This is a genomic window from Neorhizobium puerariae (assembly GCF_042429745.1).
GTDB lineage: Bacteria > Pseudomonadota > Alphaproteobacteria > Rhizobiales > Rhizobiaceae > Neorhizobium > Neorhizobium puerariae.
This window is the reverse complement of record NZ_JBHMAA010000013.1, coordinates 45,649-59,725: the sequence shown is the minus strand read 5'-3', so window position 1 is coordinate 59,725 and position 14,077 is coordinate 45,649. Positions and strand designations below refer to the sequence as shown.

The 14,077-nt window shown below is 62.9% G+C and carries 14 protein-coding genes and 1 pseudogene; 9 read left to right on the top strand and 6 right to left on the bottom strand.

Annotation, left to right across the window (positions count from 1 at the left end; all coding sequences use genetic code 11):
* Positions 1 to 19: 19 nt before the first annotated feature.
* From ACFFP0_RS11120 to ACFFP0_RS11105, 4 genes are all read left to right on the top strand, one after another.
* Complete coding sequence (locus ACFFP0_RS11120; protein ID WP_377260366.1) at positions 20 to 1,414, top strand: amidase; 1,395 nt, start codon at positions 20 to 22, stop codon at positions 1,412 to 1,414.
* A gap of 294 nt (positions 1,415 to 1,708) precedes the next feature.
* Positions 1,709 to 2,056 carry an ElaB/YgaM/YqjD family protein gene (locus ACFFP0_RS11115; RefSeq protein WP_377260364.1) on the top strand — a complete coding sequence of 116 codons (348 nt, stop codon included), beginning with the start codon at positions 1,709 to 1,711 and terminating at the stop codon, positions 2,054 to 2,056.
* Positions 2,057 to 2,058: 2 nt separating this feature from the next.
* A complete protein-coding gene (locus ACFFP0_RS11110; RefSeq protein WP_377260362.1) occupies positions 2,059 to 2,511 on the top strand; it encodes a hypothetical protein in 453 nt (150 codons plus the stop codon).
* A gap of 164 nt (positions 2,512 to 2,675) precedes the next feature.
* Positions 2,676 to 3,029, top strand: a complete 354-nt coding sequence (locus ACFFP0_RS11105; RefSeq protein ID WP_377260360.1) for a hypothetical protein — start codon at positions 2,676 to 2,678, stop codon at positions 3,027 to 3,029.
* Positions 3,030 to 3,054: 25 nt separating this feature from the next.
* Here the strand turns inward: ACFFP0_RS11105 and ACFFP0_RS11100 are convergent, their stop codons facing one another.
* Together ACFFP0_RS11100 and ACFFP0_RS11095 are read right to left on the bottom strand one after the other, a co-directional pair.
* Positions 3,055 to 3,621 (bottom strand): RNA polymerase sigma factor, encoded by a 567-nt coding sequence (locus tag ACFFP0_RS11100; RefSeq protein WP_377260358.1) that lies wholly within the window; start codon positions 3,619 to 3,621, stop codon positions 3,055 to 3,057.
* Positions 3,618 to 3,749, bottom strand: a pseudogene (locus ACFFP0_RS11095) (NepR family anti-sigma factor); the annotation flags it as partial. The gene ACFFP0_RS11100 and the pseudogene ACFFP0_RS11095, both read right to left, overlap by 4 nt.
* 222 nt (positions 3,750 to 3,971) lie before the next feature.
* On the opposite strand from ACFFP0_RS11095, the gene ACFFP0_RS11090 reads away from it, so the two are divergent.
* The 3 genes from ACFFP0_RS11090 to ACFFP0_RS11080 all read left to right on the top strand — a co-directional run bounded on the left by ACFFP0_RS11090 (position 3,972) and on the right by ACFFP0_RS11080 (position 6,099).
* Positions 3,972 to 4,766 carry a response regulator gene (locus ACFFP0_RS11090; RefSeq protein ID WP_377260356.1) on the top strand — a complete coding sequence of 265 codons (795 nt, stop codon included), beginning with the start codon at positions 3,972 to 3,974 and terminating at the stop codon, positions 4,764 to 4,766.
* An 81-nt stretch (positions 4,767 to 4,847) separates the two neighbouring features.
* Positions 4,848 to 5,009 carry a DUF1328 domain-containing protein gene (locus tag ACFFP0_RS11085; RefSeq protein ID WP_377260354.1) on the top strand — a complete coding sequence of 54 codons (162 nt, stop codon included), beginning with the start codon at positions 4,848 to 4,850 and terminating at the stop codon, positions 5,007 to 5,009.
* Positions 5,010 to 5,100: 91 nt separating this feature from the next.
* Positions 5,101 to 6,099: a sensor histidine kinase gene (locus ACFFP0_RS11080; protein WP_377260689.1), complete on the top strand. Its 999-nt coding sequence runs from the start codon at positions 5,101 to 5,103 to the stop codon at positions 6,097 to 6,099.
* Positions 6,100 to 6,358: 259 nt separating this feature from the next.
* On the opposite strand, the gene ACFFP0_RS11075 is transcribed toward ACFFP0_RS11080, so the two are convergent.
* The 4 genes from ACFFP0_RS11075 to ACFFP0_RS11060 all read right to left on the bottom strand — a co-directional run bounded on the left by ACFFP0_RS11075 (position 6,359) and on the right by ACFFP0_RS11060 (position 10,511).
* Positions 6,359 to 6,556, bottom strand: a complete 198-nt coding sequence (locus ACFFP0_RS11075) for a CsbD family protein (RefSeq protein ID WP_377260352.1) — start codon at positions 6,554 to 6,556, stop codon at positions 6,359 to 6,361.
* Positions 6,557 to 6,700: 144 nt separating this feature from the next.
* On the bottom strand, positions 6,701 to 7,627 hold the full coding sequence (locus ACFFP0_RS11070; RefSeq protein ID WP_377260350.1) for an ABC transporter permease: 927 nt from the start codon (positions 7,625 to 7,627) through the stop codon (positions 6,701 to 6,703).
* Positions 7,620 to 8,630, bottom strand: coding sequence for an ABC transporter permease (locus tag ACFFP0_RS11065; RefSeq protein ID WP_377260348.1), 1,011 nt, complete (start codon positions 8,628 to 8,630; stop codon positions 7,620 to 7,622). The genes ACFFP0_RS11070 and ACFFP0_RS11065 overlap by 8 nt, the downstream gene beginning before the upstream one ends.
* A gap of 171 nt (positions 8,631 to 8,801) precedes the next feature.
* Positions 8,802 to 10,511 (bottom strand): peptide ABC transporter substrate-binding protein, encoded by a 1,710-nt coding sequence (locus ACFFP0_RS11060; protein WP_377260346.1) that lies wholly within the window; start codon positions 10,509 to 10,511, stop codon positions 8,802 to 8,804.
* A 439-nt stretch (positions 10,512 to 10,950) separates the two neighbouring features.
* Between ACFFP0_RS11060 and ACFFP0_RS11055 the strand changes: the two genes are divergently transcribed.
* Positions 10,951 to 12,114: a M20 aminoacylase family protein gene (locus tag ACFFP0_RS11055; protein ID WP_377260344.1), complete on the top strand. Its 1,164-nt coding sequence runs from the start codon at positions 10,951 to 10,953 to the stop codon at positions 12,112 to 12,114.
* A gap of 23 nt (positions 12,115 to 12,137) precedes the next feature.
* On the top strand, positions 12,138 to 13,985 hold the full coding sequence (locus ACFFP0_RS11050) for an ABC transporter ATP-binding protein (protein ID WP_377260342.1): 1,848 nt from the start codon (positions 12,138 to 12,140) through the stop codon (positions 13,983 to 13,985).
* Positions 13,986 to 14,077 lie beyond the last annotated feature (92 nt).

Genomic DNA, 14,077 nt, shown 5'->3' with positions numbered 1-14,077 from the left:
CGAACACGAAGATATTCCGATGAACGACCTCCTGAAACTGACGATCCGCGAACTTGTGGACCTCTACGCCGCCAAGAAACTCTCGCCGTCCGAATACTGGCTGGCGGTCGAGGACCGTATCGACGCCTTCGAGCCGCAGGTGCAGGCGCTTTATCTCTACGACCCCGAAAGTGCCCGCGCCCAGGCTACGGCATCGACCGCACGGTGGATGAAGGGTGAGACGCTTGGGCATCTCGACGGCATTCCGGTGACGCTCAAGGAACTCATCGCCACCCGGGGCCAGCCGGTGCCGCTCGGCACCGCGGCTGTCGATCTCGTGCCCGCGGCCGAGGACGCGCCGATCGCCGCCCGCATGAGGGAGGACGGTGCGGTGATCTTCGCCAAGACCACCTGCCCGGATTACGGCATGCTCTCCTCCGGCCTTTCCAGCTTCCATCATCTGAGCCGCAATCCGTGGGATCTGACGCAGAACCCGGGCGGATCGAGCGCCGGCGCCTCGGCTGCCGGCGCCGCGAGCTTCGGGCCGCTTCATATCGGCACGGATATCGGTGGCTCGGTGCGCCTGCCCGCCGGCTGGACCGGGCTTTTCGGCTTCAAGCCGAGCCAGGGCCGCATTCCGGTCGATCCCTATTATGTCGGCCGCTGTGCCGGACCGATGACCCGTATGGTGGAGGACGCGGCCTTTTCGATGGCGACACTGTCGCGGCCGGACTGGCGCGACGGCACGAGCCTGCCGCCGAGTGCGTTCGACTGGCTCGATTTCGACGTGGACGTAAAAGGCATGAAGATCGGCCTGATGCTGGATGCCGGCGTCGGCCTGCCGGTCGACGGGGAGGTCCGGGACGCGGTCATCGCCGCGGCAAGGCGCTTCGAGGACGCGGGGGCGGTCGTGGTTCCGGTCGAGCCGGTCATGACCCGCGCCATGCTCGACGGGCTCGACAATTTCTGGCGCGCGCGCTTCTGGGGCGATATCGAGAAGATGCCGGAAGCGCGGCGGGCGCTGATCCTGCCCTATATCCACGAATGGGCGAAGGGCGGGGCCGAGGTTTCGGGCGTCGATGCGGTGCGGGGGTTCAACCAGACGATCGAGATGCGCAAGACCTGCGGCCGGCTGTTCACCCGGGTCGATGCGGTGATCTCGCCCACCAACCCGATCGTGTCCTATCCGGCGGAATGGGCCTCGCCCACCAACGACCCGGCACTGCCCTTCGAGCATATCGGCTTCACCGTGCCATGGAACATGTCGGAACAGCCGGCTTCCTCCATCAATTGCGGTTTTTCGAAATCCGGCATGCCGATCGGGCTGCAGATCGTCGGGCCGCGTTTCGACGACCTGCTGGTGCTCAGGCTGTCGCGCGCCTTCGAACAGTGGACCGGCGGCGTCGGCCGGTGGCCGGAGCCTCAGGCGGCCTGAAGCCTCCGGGTCCGCCGGCCACGTCGCGGCCGGGGGGCCTGTCTCGGAACAATCACGCCTCTGCCGCGTTCATCGCGCGCGGTCCGAAACATGCGCAGGTTTCTTTCCGCTTTCTTTCCGCGCGTGTCACGCGCCTGTCGAAGAGGTCGAAGATGAGAACCATGATTGCAATGTCCCGGAGATGCCGGTCCCGGTAATCGTCCTCCTCCCCGCTTTCCGCGCCATTTGATTTTTCGCAAAGCGGGCTGCCCGGCCGGCGTGCTTCAACAGGACAAACCAACCCAGGAGATCGATATGCCCAGCGCCAATACGACCAGCGAATTCGCCCGCAATGGCGATGGCCAGAACGCGGCCGCCACGAAGGACATCGAAGCTCAGATCCAGCAGCTCCGCGACGACATCTCGGCACTCGCCCGCAGCATCGCCGCCGTCGGCAACGAGAAGGCCGGCGAAGTGCGCGGCAAGGCGCGGCGTGCCGCCAACGAGGCGGCCGATGCCTCGCTCCACATGGTGGAAGCCGCGCGCGAGCAGGCGCTTTCTCTGGAACGGGACCTGGAGCGCCAGATCCGTACGAACCCTATCCAGGCCGTCGCCATCGCCGCCGGCGTCGGCTTCCTGTTCGCGCTGATGACGCGGCGCTGACGATGGCGGGACTCGGCCCCCTGCTGGCTTCGCTCGCCGCAATAGACATCGCGGCGTTCACAGAGCGGCTCAAGAGGAATGCCGTCCTCTATGCCTTTGCGATGGTCTTCCTGCTGACGGCCTATGTGCTCGCGGTTGCCGCGCTTGCGGTCTATCTCGGGCAGATGTGGGGCCTGCCGGTCGCCTTGCTCGTCGTTGCCGGCGGCGCGCTCGTCCTGGCCTTCGTGATGCTTGTCTGGATCGCGATGGAGAACCGGGCCGAGGAACGGCGCAGGCGCGAGGCGGCCGCGGCCAACAGCAGCAAGGCATTGATGGTGACCGCCGCGCTCTCGGCCCTGCCGCTCGTCCTCAAGTCGCGGCCGCTGCTCCTGGCTTCGGTGGCCGCCGGCCTCGGCTTCCTGCTGATGAGGAACATGGGATCGGCCAGTTCCCAAACCGACGATCCTGCCGAATGACGGGGTGAACGGCCGCCGGGACGAAAGGGTGGCCGTCGCCCTGCCGGCCAATGCGGGTGATCGGCGAACATTCCTTCCTGTCGCCTTATGTCTTTTGTAAATGACGCCATCTGTTTTCGATGATCTAGGGTGGTTCCTGCACTCGAAATCAGGACACACACGCCTTGCGCATTCTCATCGTGGATTTGGAATATCTGGTCGCCATGGAGGCCGAACGCATCCTGGGCGATGCTTTTCAATGCGATATCCAGATCGCGATGCCGCACGAATATCCGGCCGTCCTGGAAAACCAGACGTTCGACATCGTGCTGATCGATTCCGGCCTTGCGCGGAAGCCCGAGGGGGCCGACGATCTGCGCGCCGCCGGCGTCGGCGTTGTCTTCTCGACCTTTCTGGACGAGGAACTCGCAGGGCTTGCGGACTGGCCGGGCGTCGCCGTCGTTCCGAAACCTTTCGACGAGGAGCAATTGACGGATGCCGTCGGGAATGCCGCCCGGGATCGGGCAACGCTTCCCTGACGGTCCCTGATCGTCCGGCGCGCCTTCAGCTTCCGAAGGCGCGGGAGGTGATGGCAGCATCGCCCGGATCGGGGCCGTAGTCGCTTTCGCCGGAGACTCCCAGAAGTTCCTGGAGGCGGGCGCGGGCGCGGCTGACGCGGCTCTTGATCGTGCCGACGGCGCAGCCGCAGATGGCGGCGGCCTCCTCATAGGCGAAGCCGGCGGCGCCGACGAGGATGATCGCCTCGCGCTGGTCGTCCGGCAGCTTGTCGAGCGCCTTGCGGAAGTCCTGCAGGTCAAGCCGGCCATACTGTTCCGGATGGACTGAAAAGCGTTCGCTGAACAGGCCGTCGCTGTCCTGCACCTCACGGCCGCGCTTGCGCATCTGGCTGTAGAATTCGTTGCGCAGGATGGTGAAAAGCCAGGCCCGCATGTTCGTGCCGGCGGTGAAGCTCGACTGGTTGGCCCAGGCTTTCATGATGGTGTCCTGCACCAGGTCGTCCGCCTTGTCGTGACGGCCGGTCAGCGACACCGCAAAAGCTCGCAGGTTGGGCAGCGACGCCAGAAGGTCGCGCTTGAAGCCGCGATCGTCGATCTCGTCTTCCCTATTCATTTTACATTCACCGGCTTTGCATTCTTCTCGGCCTGTTCGAGACGTTCGAGAAGCTCGAGAAAACGATCCGGAATCCCTTCCTCCTGCACCGCATCGTAGAATTCGCGCAGTTTACGGGAAATGGAAGCGTTGGGCTGCACCGCTCCAGGTCTGACTTCGTGGGGTTGGATAGTAGTCATATCGTCTTTTTTTCTGTTGTCGTCGTCATTCATCACGCGGGCAGCCTGTTGCGATATCGTCGGGCAAGAAAATTCGTAGCAAGAAAAATAGTTCCCTACTTGCGGAACTTTTTTTGCATGCTCACGTTCATAATAGGTCAATTGCCCGCCGGGCATCAGGGGAGATTTTGTATGTCACTGACCACACGCGTTGCGTCTCACCTTCCATATTTGCGTCGGTATGCTCGCGCCGTCACCGGATCACAGACTTCGGGAGACGCGTATGTCGCTGCGGTCCTGGAAGCGCTGATCGCAGACGTTTCCATTTTTCCGGAAACGTCCAGGGACCGTGTCTCGCTCTATAAACTCTTCGTCACGATTTTTGGTTCCACCAATATCGAAATCCGGCCGATCGAATCGCCCTTTGCGTGGGAGCAGCGCGCGGCCGCCAACCTGGCGACCTTGCCCTCGCAGGCGCGGCATGCCTTCCTGCTCATCTCGGTCGAAGGCTTCTCGCTGGAGGAGACCGCCGAGGTGCTCGATGTCAGCGTCGCCGACGTGAACCGCCTGCTCGATGAAGCGACCCGCGAGATTTCGCGTCAGGTGGCGACGGATATCATGATCATCGAGGACGAGCCGCTGATCGCGCTCGATATCGAGCAGATGGTGCAGGATCTCGGCCACCGGGTCACCGGCATCGCCCGCACCCACAAGGAAGCGGTGTCGCTGTTCAATTCCTCGCATCCGAAGATGGTGCTTGCCGATATCCAGCTCGCCGACGGCAGTTCGGGCATCGACGCCGTCAACGAGATCCTCAAGTCCTCCAGCGTGCCGGTGATCTTCATCACCGCCTTCCCGGAGCGGCTGCTGACCGGCGAACGTCCGGAACCCGCCTTCCTCGTCACCAAGCCGTTCAATCCCGACATGGTGAAGGCGCTGATCAGCCAGGCCCTGTTCTTCAACGAGGCAGTGAAGGCAGCCGCCTGATCCATCCGCGGCGAGAGGAAAACAATCAGGAACAAATGCAACGGGGTATGGTTGGAAGCATCCGGGAAGGAGTAGGAGGCCATGTTGTACTATGTTCTTGCGTTTCTGCTCGTCGCGATCGTCGCCGGTGCGATGGGTTTCGGCGGCATTGCAGGGACGTCGGGCATTGCCCAGATCTTGTTTGTCCTGTTCCTTGCGGTGGTGCTGATATACCTCGTCGTAGGCTTGTTCCGACGCGTGTGACATCTTACAGATGATGAATGCTCATATATCCGGGTGCCTGAGCAGGCTTCCCGGGTTCCCCCGGAAGCCCCCAGACGGAGTGAGGAAATTGGTGCATCCCCTGACATGGCAGCAAGCTGGTCAGAGTGATGACACGTTGCGCGAGTTTTTCGTGCCCGCTCTCGTCGATCTCGGCGCGAGCATCATCATCCAGGATGCGGGCCGCAATTATCTCTTCGTGACCAATCTGCCGGAAATCTGGGCTATAGAGCATGTGGCGACGCCGAGCGACGTCAGCCTGTTCGGCGACGAGGTCGCCGCCAAGCTCGGCACCCTCAAGGAAGGGATCACCGAAGCCGGCAGCAAGGGCCATATCGAAATCGCCATCGGTACGGAGCAGGTCTACGAATTCCGGGTGCAGGCGGTGGGGTTCGCCAAGGGCGGCGTGCATCTCGTCACGACCATTATCGACCGCTCCGAAGAGCGCCATCGCGAACGCCTGCTGAGGGCGCTGCTGAGGGAAGTCAGCCACCGTTCCAAGAACCTGCTCGCCATCATCCAGAGCATTGCGCTCCAGACGGCGCGTTATTCCGGCTCGCTCGAACTTTTCCTGCACAAGTTCCGGGGGCGGCTTTATTCGCTGTCGCAATCCCAGGACCTGATCACCGATTCCAGCTGGCGTGGCGCCTATTTCTTCGAGCTGGTGCAGCAGCAGACCGAAAAATACCTGCCGGAGAACAAGCATCTCGTGCGTGTCCACGGCGACAACGTGCTGCTCACGCCGAACGCGTCGCTGCATCTGGGCCTGGCGCTGCATGAGCTGATCGTCAATGCGGTGAGCCACGGCTCGCTGCTGCGCAGCGGCCGCGTCATCAACGTGGCCTGCACCCGCACCGAGCTCAACGGCCACGATGCGCTCGAAATAGTCTGGGACGAGGTTCTGGACGCCAGCCTGAAATCGGAAGACGAAGAGGCGCTGAAAGCGCATTTCGGCAGCACCGTGCTGGAACGCGTCGTCCCTGCCTCCGTCAACGGCAAGGCTCACTACGCCATCTCGAACGACAGGATCAGCTATCGCCTGGTGTTTCCGCTGGAAAGCGGCGGGGAGTGATGGAAAAAGCGAATAGCGAATAGTTTAAGAATTTCAGTAAAGAAACCATTGCAAAGTTTATCAATATCGAACGCTATTCGCTATTGCCTAAAACTAAACTGACCCGGTTCCGATTTTGCGGAGCCGGGCCAGTTCGTCTCTTCGAGGGGGATTGAAGAGTTGTCCGAAGGCTTTTGTAGGGCGGGGGACGGGGGGTCGCCTTCGAACAGCAGTATAACGGGCGTCTGAAAGATAGGTTCCAACGGTTCCAAAAAAAAGTTCAGTGCTGGTGGAGCCAGTCTTCCACTTCACGATCGGCCTCTTCCTGGGCCTTGCCATAGCGTTCCTGGATCTTGCCGGCGAGTTGCCTGCGGTTGCCGGCGATGACGTCGAGGTCGTCTCCCGTCAGTCTGCCCCACTGGCTCTGGACCTTGCCCCTGAACTGTTCCCAATTGCCTTCGACCTGATTCCAGTTCATCGCCTTGTCTCCTTCCGTGTCGTTCAAGCGGGTCATTCCGCGCCCCACCAAACAGCGTCCGGGCCTGCCGGTTCCCGGAAGGCTGAAACAAAAATGGCGGCCGGGGCCGCCATTTCGGGATTGGAGGGGATGATCCCTGCCGCCTTAGTGCTTCAGGGCTCTCGGATCGAGCGCGTCGCGGATTGCGTCGCCCATGTAGTTGACGCTGAGCACCGTCAGCGAGATCGCCAGTCCCGGCCAGAGCACGCGCGACGGGGTCAGTTGCAGGAAGTTGGCGCCGTCGAAGAGCAGGCGGCCCCAGGTCGGGAAGTCCGACGGGAAGCCAAGCCCCAGGAAGCTCAGCGCCGATTCCGTGATGATCGCCGAGGCGATGCCGAGCGTCGCCGAAACCATGATCGAACTCAGGACGTTCGGCAGGATGTGCTTCAGGATGATGCGGTGCTCGCGCATGCCGCTCGATTTGGCCGCCAGGATGAATTCCTGGCTCTTGACCGACAGCACGTCGCCGCGGACGATGCGGGCGGTGTGCATCCAGCTGGTGATCCCGATCACGAAGACGATCAGGATGAAGATGCCGGTCTCCGGCCCGAATGCCGCCCTCAGCGTGTCGCGGAAGAGCATCAGGATGACCAGCAGCAGCGGCAGCAGCGGCAGGGCGAGGAAGAGGTCGGTGAGGCGCATCAGCGGCCCGTCGAGCTTCCGGAAATAGCCGGAGAGGACCCCGATCAGCGTTCCGAGGAAGAGGGCGAGCAGCATGGCGGTGATGCCGACGGCGAGCGAGATGCGCCCGCCCGCCAGCACCTGGGCAAGCATGTCCTTGCCGAGGTTGTCGGTGCCGAACGGATGGGCGAGCGACGGCCACTGGTTCTTGTCGCGGATGTTGATGGTGTTCGGCGCCACCCGGTGGATATAGGGGCCGACATAGACCGCGAGCAGGATGAAGGCGAAGACCACCAGGCCGGCGACGCCTCCCTTGTGGGCGCGGAACTGGCGCCACATGTCGGCGAAGGCCGATCGGGCCGGCGTCGCGGCGGTGGCGGGCGGCGTGCTTGTTATGGTCGCGTCAGTCATAACGTATCCTCGGGTCAAGAATGCCGTAGAGTACGTCGGCGATGAGGTTGAAGAGCACGATCAGCACGGCGAAGATGAAGGTCAGCGTCTGCACGAGCGGGATATCCGCCCCCTGCACGGCCGTGATCAGCAGCTGGCCCAGGCCGTTCACGCGAAAAATCTGTTCCGTGATGATCGCGCCTGAAAAGATCGTCGGCACGCCGAGCGCGATCACCGTGACGACGGGGATCAGGCTGTTGCGCAGCACATGGACGAGCAGGACGGCCTTTTCCTTGACGCCCTTGGCGCGGGCCGTGCGCACATAGTCCTGATGCAGGTTGTCCAGCATCGAGGCCCGCACGAAGCGGGTGATCTGCGAGGCGTTGTAGAGCGCCAGCACCGTGACCGGCAGCGCCATCTGCCTGATCTGCGCCACGAAGCTCGAGACGTCGGTGACCTTCAGGTTCGTGTCATAGACGGATGGAAACCATTGCAGGTACGAGGAGAAGACGACGATCAGGAGCACGCCGGTGAAGAAGGTGGGCACGGAATAACCGACCATTGCGAGGAAGGTGCCGACCTGGTCGAAGATCGAATACTGCCTGTAGGCGGAAACCACGCCGATCGGAATGGCGATCAGTATGCCGAAGAGATAGGCGAGGCCGACGACCCAGAGCGTCTGCGGCAGGCGCTGCACGATCAGGTCGACCACGGGGCTGCGGGTCGCCCAGGAGAGGACCCGCATGCGATCGCCGTCGCCGATCTGCCAGCCGGTCAGGCTTTCGACGATGTTGAGCGGTTCGTTGACGAAGAATTGCTGCAGCCACCGGAGATAGCGGATGGCGAATGGCTGGTCGAGGCCGAGCGAGGCCTTGATCTGCTCGCGGACCTCCGGCGGGATCGTCAGCGGCAGGTCGCCGGTCGGATCATTGGGCGCGAGGTCGAGAAGCGCGAAAATGACGAAGCTGATGACCAGCAGGGTCGGGATTGCGAAGAGCAATCGCCGCAAGGTGTATGTGAACATATGGAAATCTCTCCACGCCGCTGCCCCGCGCCTGACCGGCAGGGGACACTGCGGGTTCTGAAACTGCCGCAAGGTTTTCCCCGGCCCGGGCAGGCCCAGGGAAACATGCGGGGAGCGCAGGAGGAGATGCCGTCGCCGGGCCTGCCGTCACGGCCGGCCCGGCGATGGTCATCACTTCTTGCGCGACCAGTCGGCGACGTTCCACAGTTCGGAATCCCACGCATTCATGCGCACCCCTTGAAGGGTCAGCGAATGCGAGGAGACGCTGCCGCGATGGATGAGCGGGATATGCGCACCCTCTTCGGTCAGCATGTCGTTGAGCTGCTTGGCGAGCTCTTCACGCTTGGAGATGTCGGAGGTCTTGGAGAGTTCGCCGACGAGCTTGTCGAACTGCGCATTGCAGTAGCGCGGGATGTTCTGGCCCTGCCAGCCGTTTTCCGGGCTCGGAACCTTGTCGCAAAGCCATTCCGCCAGATACTTCTCCGGGTCCGTGCCGTCGAAGTTGTTGGTGTACATCTCGACGTCCGCATAGAACTTCTGGAAGGTGTCGGGGCTTGCCGGATCACCGCCGAAGAAGACCGATGCGCTGACGTTGCGAAGCTCGGATTCGACGCCGATCTGGGACCACATGTCCTTGACGAGTTCCTGCGTCGCCTGGCGGACAGAGTTGGTGGAGGTCTGGTAGAGGAAGGAGAGACGGACGCCATCCTTGGCGCGGACGCCGTCGCCGCCCTTCTTCCAGCCGGCGTCGTCGAGCAGCTTGTTGGCCGCGTCGATATCCTGCTTCAGGCACCAGCCGTCGTTCTTCGTCGAGGCATAGGCCTCCGGCGCGGGAACGATGTTGCAGGTGGGCTTGCCGGCTTCGCCATAACCCGCCTCGTCGATGACGCCGCGGTCGATCGCCAGCGAAAGCGCGCGGCGGACGGCCGTGTCCTTCAGCGCCGGATGCGGGCCGGCCTGCTGGGTCGAGCGCTTGTCGCCAAGCTTCGGATCGGGGTTGTACCAGTTGAGATTGATACGTTCGACCTGCGTGCCGAAGGCCGTTTCGAGCTTGCCCTTGCCGGCCTTCAGCATGGTGGCGAGCACTTCCGGCTCGACCTGCATGTTCCAGGCGTAGTCGAACTCCCCAGTTTCCAGAACCGCGCGGGCGGCCGAGGCGGCATCGCCGCCGCCCTTCAGCGTCACCGTCGCGAAGGCGGGCTTGGCCGGATCGCGATAGTTCTTGTTGGCCTCGAAAGTGATGACGTCGTTCGGCTTGAAGTCCTTGACGACGAACGGTCCGGTGCCGATCGGGCCGAAGTTGGCCGATGTGCAGCCCGGAGCCTTGGCGCCGACGCAATTTTCGAACTGCTTCTTCTGGACGACCGGCGACTGCGCGCCGACGAAGGCGCTGTAGGGATAGGGCTTCGGCTCGGAGAAGGAGATCTTCACGGTATGCGCGTCGGGCGCCTCGACATTCGTGACGCCTTCATACTGGGCCTTCTGGGCGCATCCGCCGTCCGGGGCGACGCAGTATTTCCAGGTGAAGATCACGTCTTCCGCCGTGAACGGCGTGCCGTCCGACCATTTGACGTCCGGTTTCAGCTTCCAGGTCATGCTGAGCAGGTCCTTGGCGACGCCGCCGTTCTCCACGGTCGGAATCTCGGTGACCAGCATCGGCACGAGCTGGCCCTTCTCGTCGTAACGGGCCAGGGGCTCGATGACCATGGAGGACGAATAGACCTCCTTGGTGCCGCCGGAGAGATAGGGATTGAGGGTGGAAACCGCCTGCCAGAACAGGATTTTCAGTTCGCCGTCGGAGCCCCGCTCGGCATGGGCCGCGGAACCGGCGACGGCAAGCGCGGCAACGGTGCCCGCCAGAAGGAATCTAAGGTTTTTCATGCTGTATTTCCCCTTATTCATTCTCTTATGAGTTGTTTTTGTGGCTTGCCGGTTGGTCCGGCCTTCGATGCCATGGGTCTGCGAAGCCCTTTTATAACCCGTTGACTTCGCAGGATATTCCTCTCTGCGTCCTCCTGAAAAGCGAGTTCAAGAACAGGTTACGTCATGTCGCCTGAAGCGAGCATGATCAAAATTTGTGCCATCTAAGCATAGGCCTATTTTCCGTTCAAGCCGGAAAATTGAAGCTTGCAAAACCCCGTCCCGGCATCGCAATATCCGCCTCGGCAGGTGGGATGAATCTGACCTTCGCGCCCTTCCCGCAACAGAGGCGGGCGCGAATTCAAGATCCGAAAACTGCAATAGAATCATAAAGTCTCTGATGCCGCCGGAAGCGGGGCGCCAGAGTGGGAACCAGCGGAAAATCGACGAGGTTGCGAGCATGCCAGTCATCAATCGCGTTGCGGAAATGCAGGATCAGGTCGCCGAATGGCGGCGCCATCTGCACCAGAATCCGGAGCTGCTCTACGACGTCCACGAGACTTCCAGGTTCGTCGCGGAGAAACTGAGGTCCTTCGGTTGCGACGCGGTCGAGACCGGCATCGGCAGGACCGGCGTGGTCGGCATCATCAAGGGCAGCCAGGGCGATGGCCCGGTGATCGGCTTCCGCGCCGACATGGACGCCCTGCCGATCCTGGAAACCTCCGGCAAGCCGTGGGCCTCCAGGACCCCCGGCAAGGCGCATTCCTGCGGCCATGACGGGCATACCGCCATGCTGCTCGGCGCCGCGCAATATCTTGCCGAAACCCGCAATTTCAAGGGTTCGATCGCGGTGATCTTCCAGCCGGCCGAGGAGGGCGGGGCCGGCGCGCTGGCGATGATCAACGACGGCCTGATGGACAGGTTCGAGATCGCCCAGGTCTACGGCATGCACAACGAGCCGCGCCTGCCGGTCGGTCATTTCGCGATCGGCAAGGGCGGGGTCATGGCCGCGGCGGATACGTTCGAGATCACCGTTCACGGCCGCGGCAGCCATGCCGCCCAGCCGCATCTTTCCATCGATCCGGTGCTGGTCGCCTCGCATATCGTCATCGCGCTGCAGTCGCTCGTCTCGCGCGAGACGGACCCGCTGAAATCGCTGGTCGTCACCGTCGCCTCGATCCATGGCGGCGAGGCGAGCAATGTCATCCCGGCCTTCGTGAAGATGACCGGCACGGTGCGCACGCTTCTGCCGGAAACCCGCGATTTCGCCGAGAAGCGACTGACCGAAGTGGCGCAGTCGACCGCGATCGCCCATGGCGCGGCGGCCGAAGTCGTCTACCGCCGCGGCTACCCCGTCACCTTCAACCACGACGGGGAGACCGATTTCGCCGCCGGCATCGCGGGAAAGGTCGCCGGCTCGAAGGCCGTTCATGTGGGCGTGCCGCCCCATATGGGCGCGGAGGATTTCTCCTACATGCTGGAGACACGGCCGGGGGCGTTCATCTTCATCGGCAACGGAGATACCGCAAGCCTCCACAACGCGGCCTACGATTTCAACGACGAGGCGATCCCCTATGGCGTCAGTTACTGGGTGACGCTTGCCGAAACCGCGCTTGCCGCCTGACACCGGACTTCAAGGGGAACTCCATGCTGCTTTCGGGAACTGCAATGGAACAGACCGGCGGTTCGGTCGCGCCTGTTCTTTCGGTCAGGAACCTCTCGACCTCGTTTCGCGTCAACGACGAGTGGAGAACCGTCGTCCGCAACATCTCCTTCGACGTGGCGCCGCGCGAGACGGTGGCGATCGTCGGTGAATCGGGGTCGGGCAAGAGCGTCACCTCGCTCTCCATCATGCGGCTCCTGCCGAAGAATTCGAGCCGCATCGAGGGGCAGGTCTTCCTCGGCGGCAAGGAGCTCCTGTCGCTGCCGGAGGAGCAGATGCGCCGGGTGCGCGGCAACGACATCTCGATGATCTTCCAGGAGCCGATGACTTCGCTCAATCCGATTTTTCCGATTGGCAAACAGATCGCCGAGGCGCTGACCGTCCACAAGGACATTTCCAGGGCGGATGCCAAGGCGGAGGTGATCCGCCTTCTGGAAAAGGTCCGCATCCCCAACGCGTCGTCGCGCTTCGACGACTATCCGCACCAGTTTTCGGGCGGCATGCGCCAGCGCGTGATGATCGCCATGGCGCTGGCGTCCAAGCCGAAGCTGCTGATCGCCGACGAGCCGACCACGGCGCTCGATGTCACCATTCAGGGCCAGATCCTCGACCTGATCAAGCTGCTGCAGGAAGAGGAGGGCATGTCGGTGCTCTTCATCACCCATGACATGGGCGTGGTGGCCGAGGTCGCCGACCGCACGATCGTCATGTATCGCGGCGACGCGGTCGAGATGGGCGAGACCGACGACATCTTCCACCGCGGCAAGCACGCCTATACGCGGGCGCTTCTCTCGGCCGTGCCGCGGCTCGGCTCGATGGGCGAGCGCAAGCTGCCGCTGCGTTTCCCGATCATCGACGTGAAGACGGGCGAGCAGCAGCCGCTCAAGGACGTGACGGACACCGTGGCCAAGGGCAAAACGCCGATCCTCGACGTCGAGGATCTGACGACCCGCTTCGACATCCATTCCGGCCTGTTCGGCCGCAAGACGGGCGCCGTGCATGCGGTGGAAAAGGTCTCCTTCAATCTCTTCGAGGGCGAGACGCTGTCGCTCGTCGGCGAATCGGGCTGCGGCAAGTCGACCACCGGCCGTTCCGTCACCCGCCTCATCACGCCGACCAGCGGCAATGTGACGCTCGACGGCTACGAGGTCATGAAACTCGACCAGTCGATGCTGCGCCAGATGCGTCGGTCGATCCAGATGGTGTTCCAGGACCCGTTCGCGTCGCTCAACCCGCGGATGAGCGTCGGCTCGGCGGTGATGGAACCGTTCGTCGAACACAGTCTCGGCACCCGGAGCCAGGCCCGTGAAAAGGCGGCGGGCCTGATGGAGAAGGTCGGTCTTTCCGCCGACATGATGAAGCGCTACCCGCACGAGTTCTCGGGCGGCCAGCGGCAGCGCATCGCGATCGCCCGCGCCCTGATGCTCGACCCGAAGGTGATCGTCGCAGACGAGGCGGTCTCGGCCCTCGACGTATCGATCAAGGCGCAGGTCTGCAACCTTCTGCTCGACCTGCAGCAGAGCCTCAACCTCGCCTTCCTGTTCATTTCCCACGACATGGCGGTGGTGGAGCGGGTGAGCCACCGCGTCGCGGTCATGTATCTCGGCGAGATCGTCGAGATCGGCCCGCGCGCCGCCGTCTTCGAGAACCCGCAGCATCCCTATACGAAGAAACTGATGGCGGCTGTTCCCGTGCCGGACCCGTCGCGCCGCAGGATCAGGCGCAACATGTCGACCGACGAGATCAAGAGCCCCATCCGCCCCGTCAATTTCGTACCGCCGAAGCGCGAATACCGCGAGGTATCGGAGGGGCATGTGGTGCAGGTGGCGTGAGGTTTCCCGCGGCGCGGCGAATTTGCTGGATGACCGGATTTCTGGTATCGTTCATCATGGTTGAAACTCAACTTTGCTGCGCTTCGTCAGAA

Excerpts from the sequence above, each read along its gene's own strand:
- ACFFP0_RS11090 (WP_377260356.1), top strand. The coding sequence starts at position 3,972 with ATGTCACTGACCACACGCGTTGCGTCTCACCTTCCATATTTGCGTCGG.
- ACFFP0_RS11050 (WP_377260342.1), top strand. The coding sequence starts at position 12,138 with ATGCTGCTTTCGGGAACTGCAATGGAACAGACCGGCGGTTCGGTCGCG.
- ACFFP0_RS11085 (WP_377260354.1), top strand. The coding sequence starts at position 4,848 with ATGTTGTACTATGTTCTTGCGTTTCTGCTCGTCGCGATCGTCGCCGGT.
- ACFFP0_RS11060 (WP_377260346.1), bottom strand. The coding sequence starts at position 10,511 with ATGAAAAACCTTAGATTCCTTCTGGCGGGCACCGTTGCCGCGCTTGCC.
- ACFFP0_RS11055 (WP_377260344.1), top strand. The coding sequence starts at position 10,951 with ATGCCAGTCATCAATCGCGTTGCGGAAATGCAGGATCAGGTCGCCGAA.
- ACFFP0_RS11070 (WP_377260350.1), bottom strand. The coding sequence starts at position 7,627 with ATGACTGACGCGACCATAACAAGCACGCCGCCCGCCACCGCCGCGACG.
- ACFFP0_RS11100 (WP_377260358.1), bottom strand. The coding sequence starts at position 3,621 with ATGAATAGGGAAGACGAGATCGACGATCGCGGCTTCAAGCGCGACCTT.
- ACFFP0_RS11065 (WP_377260348.1), bottom strand. The coding sequence starts at position 8,630 with ATGTTCACATACACCTTGCGGCGATTGCTCTTCGCAATCCCGACCCTG.
- ACFFP0_RS11110 (WP_377260362.1), top strand. The coding sequence starts at position 2,059 with ATGGCGGGACTCGGCCCCCTGCTGGCTTCGCTCGCCGCAATAGACATC.
- ACFFP0_RS11120 (WP_377260366.1), top strand. The coding sequence starts at position 20 with ATGAACGACCTCCTGAAACTGACGATCCGCGAACTTGTGGACCTCTAC.
- ACFFP0_RS11115 (WP_377260364.1), top strand. The coding sequence starts at position 1,709 with ATGCCCAGCGCCAATACGACCAGCGAATTCGCCCGCAATGGCGATGGC.
- ACFFP0_RS11075 (WP_377260352.1), bottom strand. The coding sequence starts at position 6,556 with ATGAACTGGAATCAGGTCGAAGGCAATTGGGAACAGTTCAGGGGCAAG.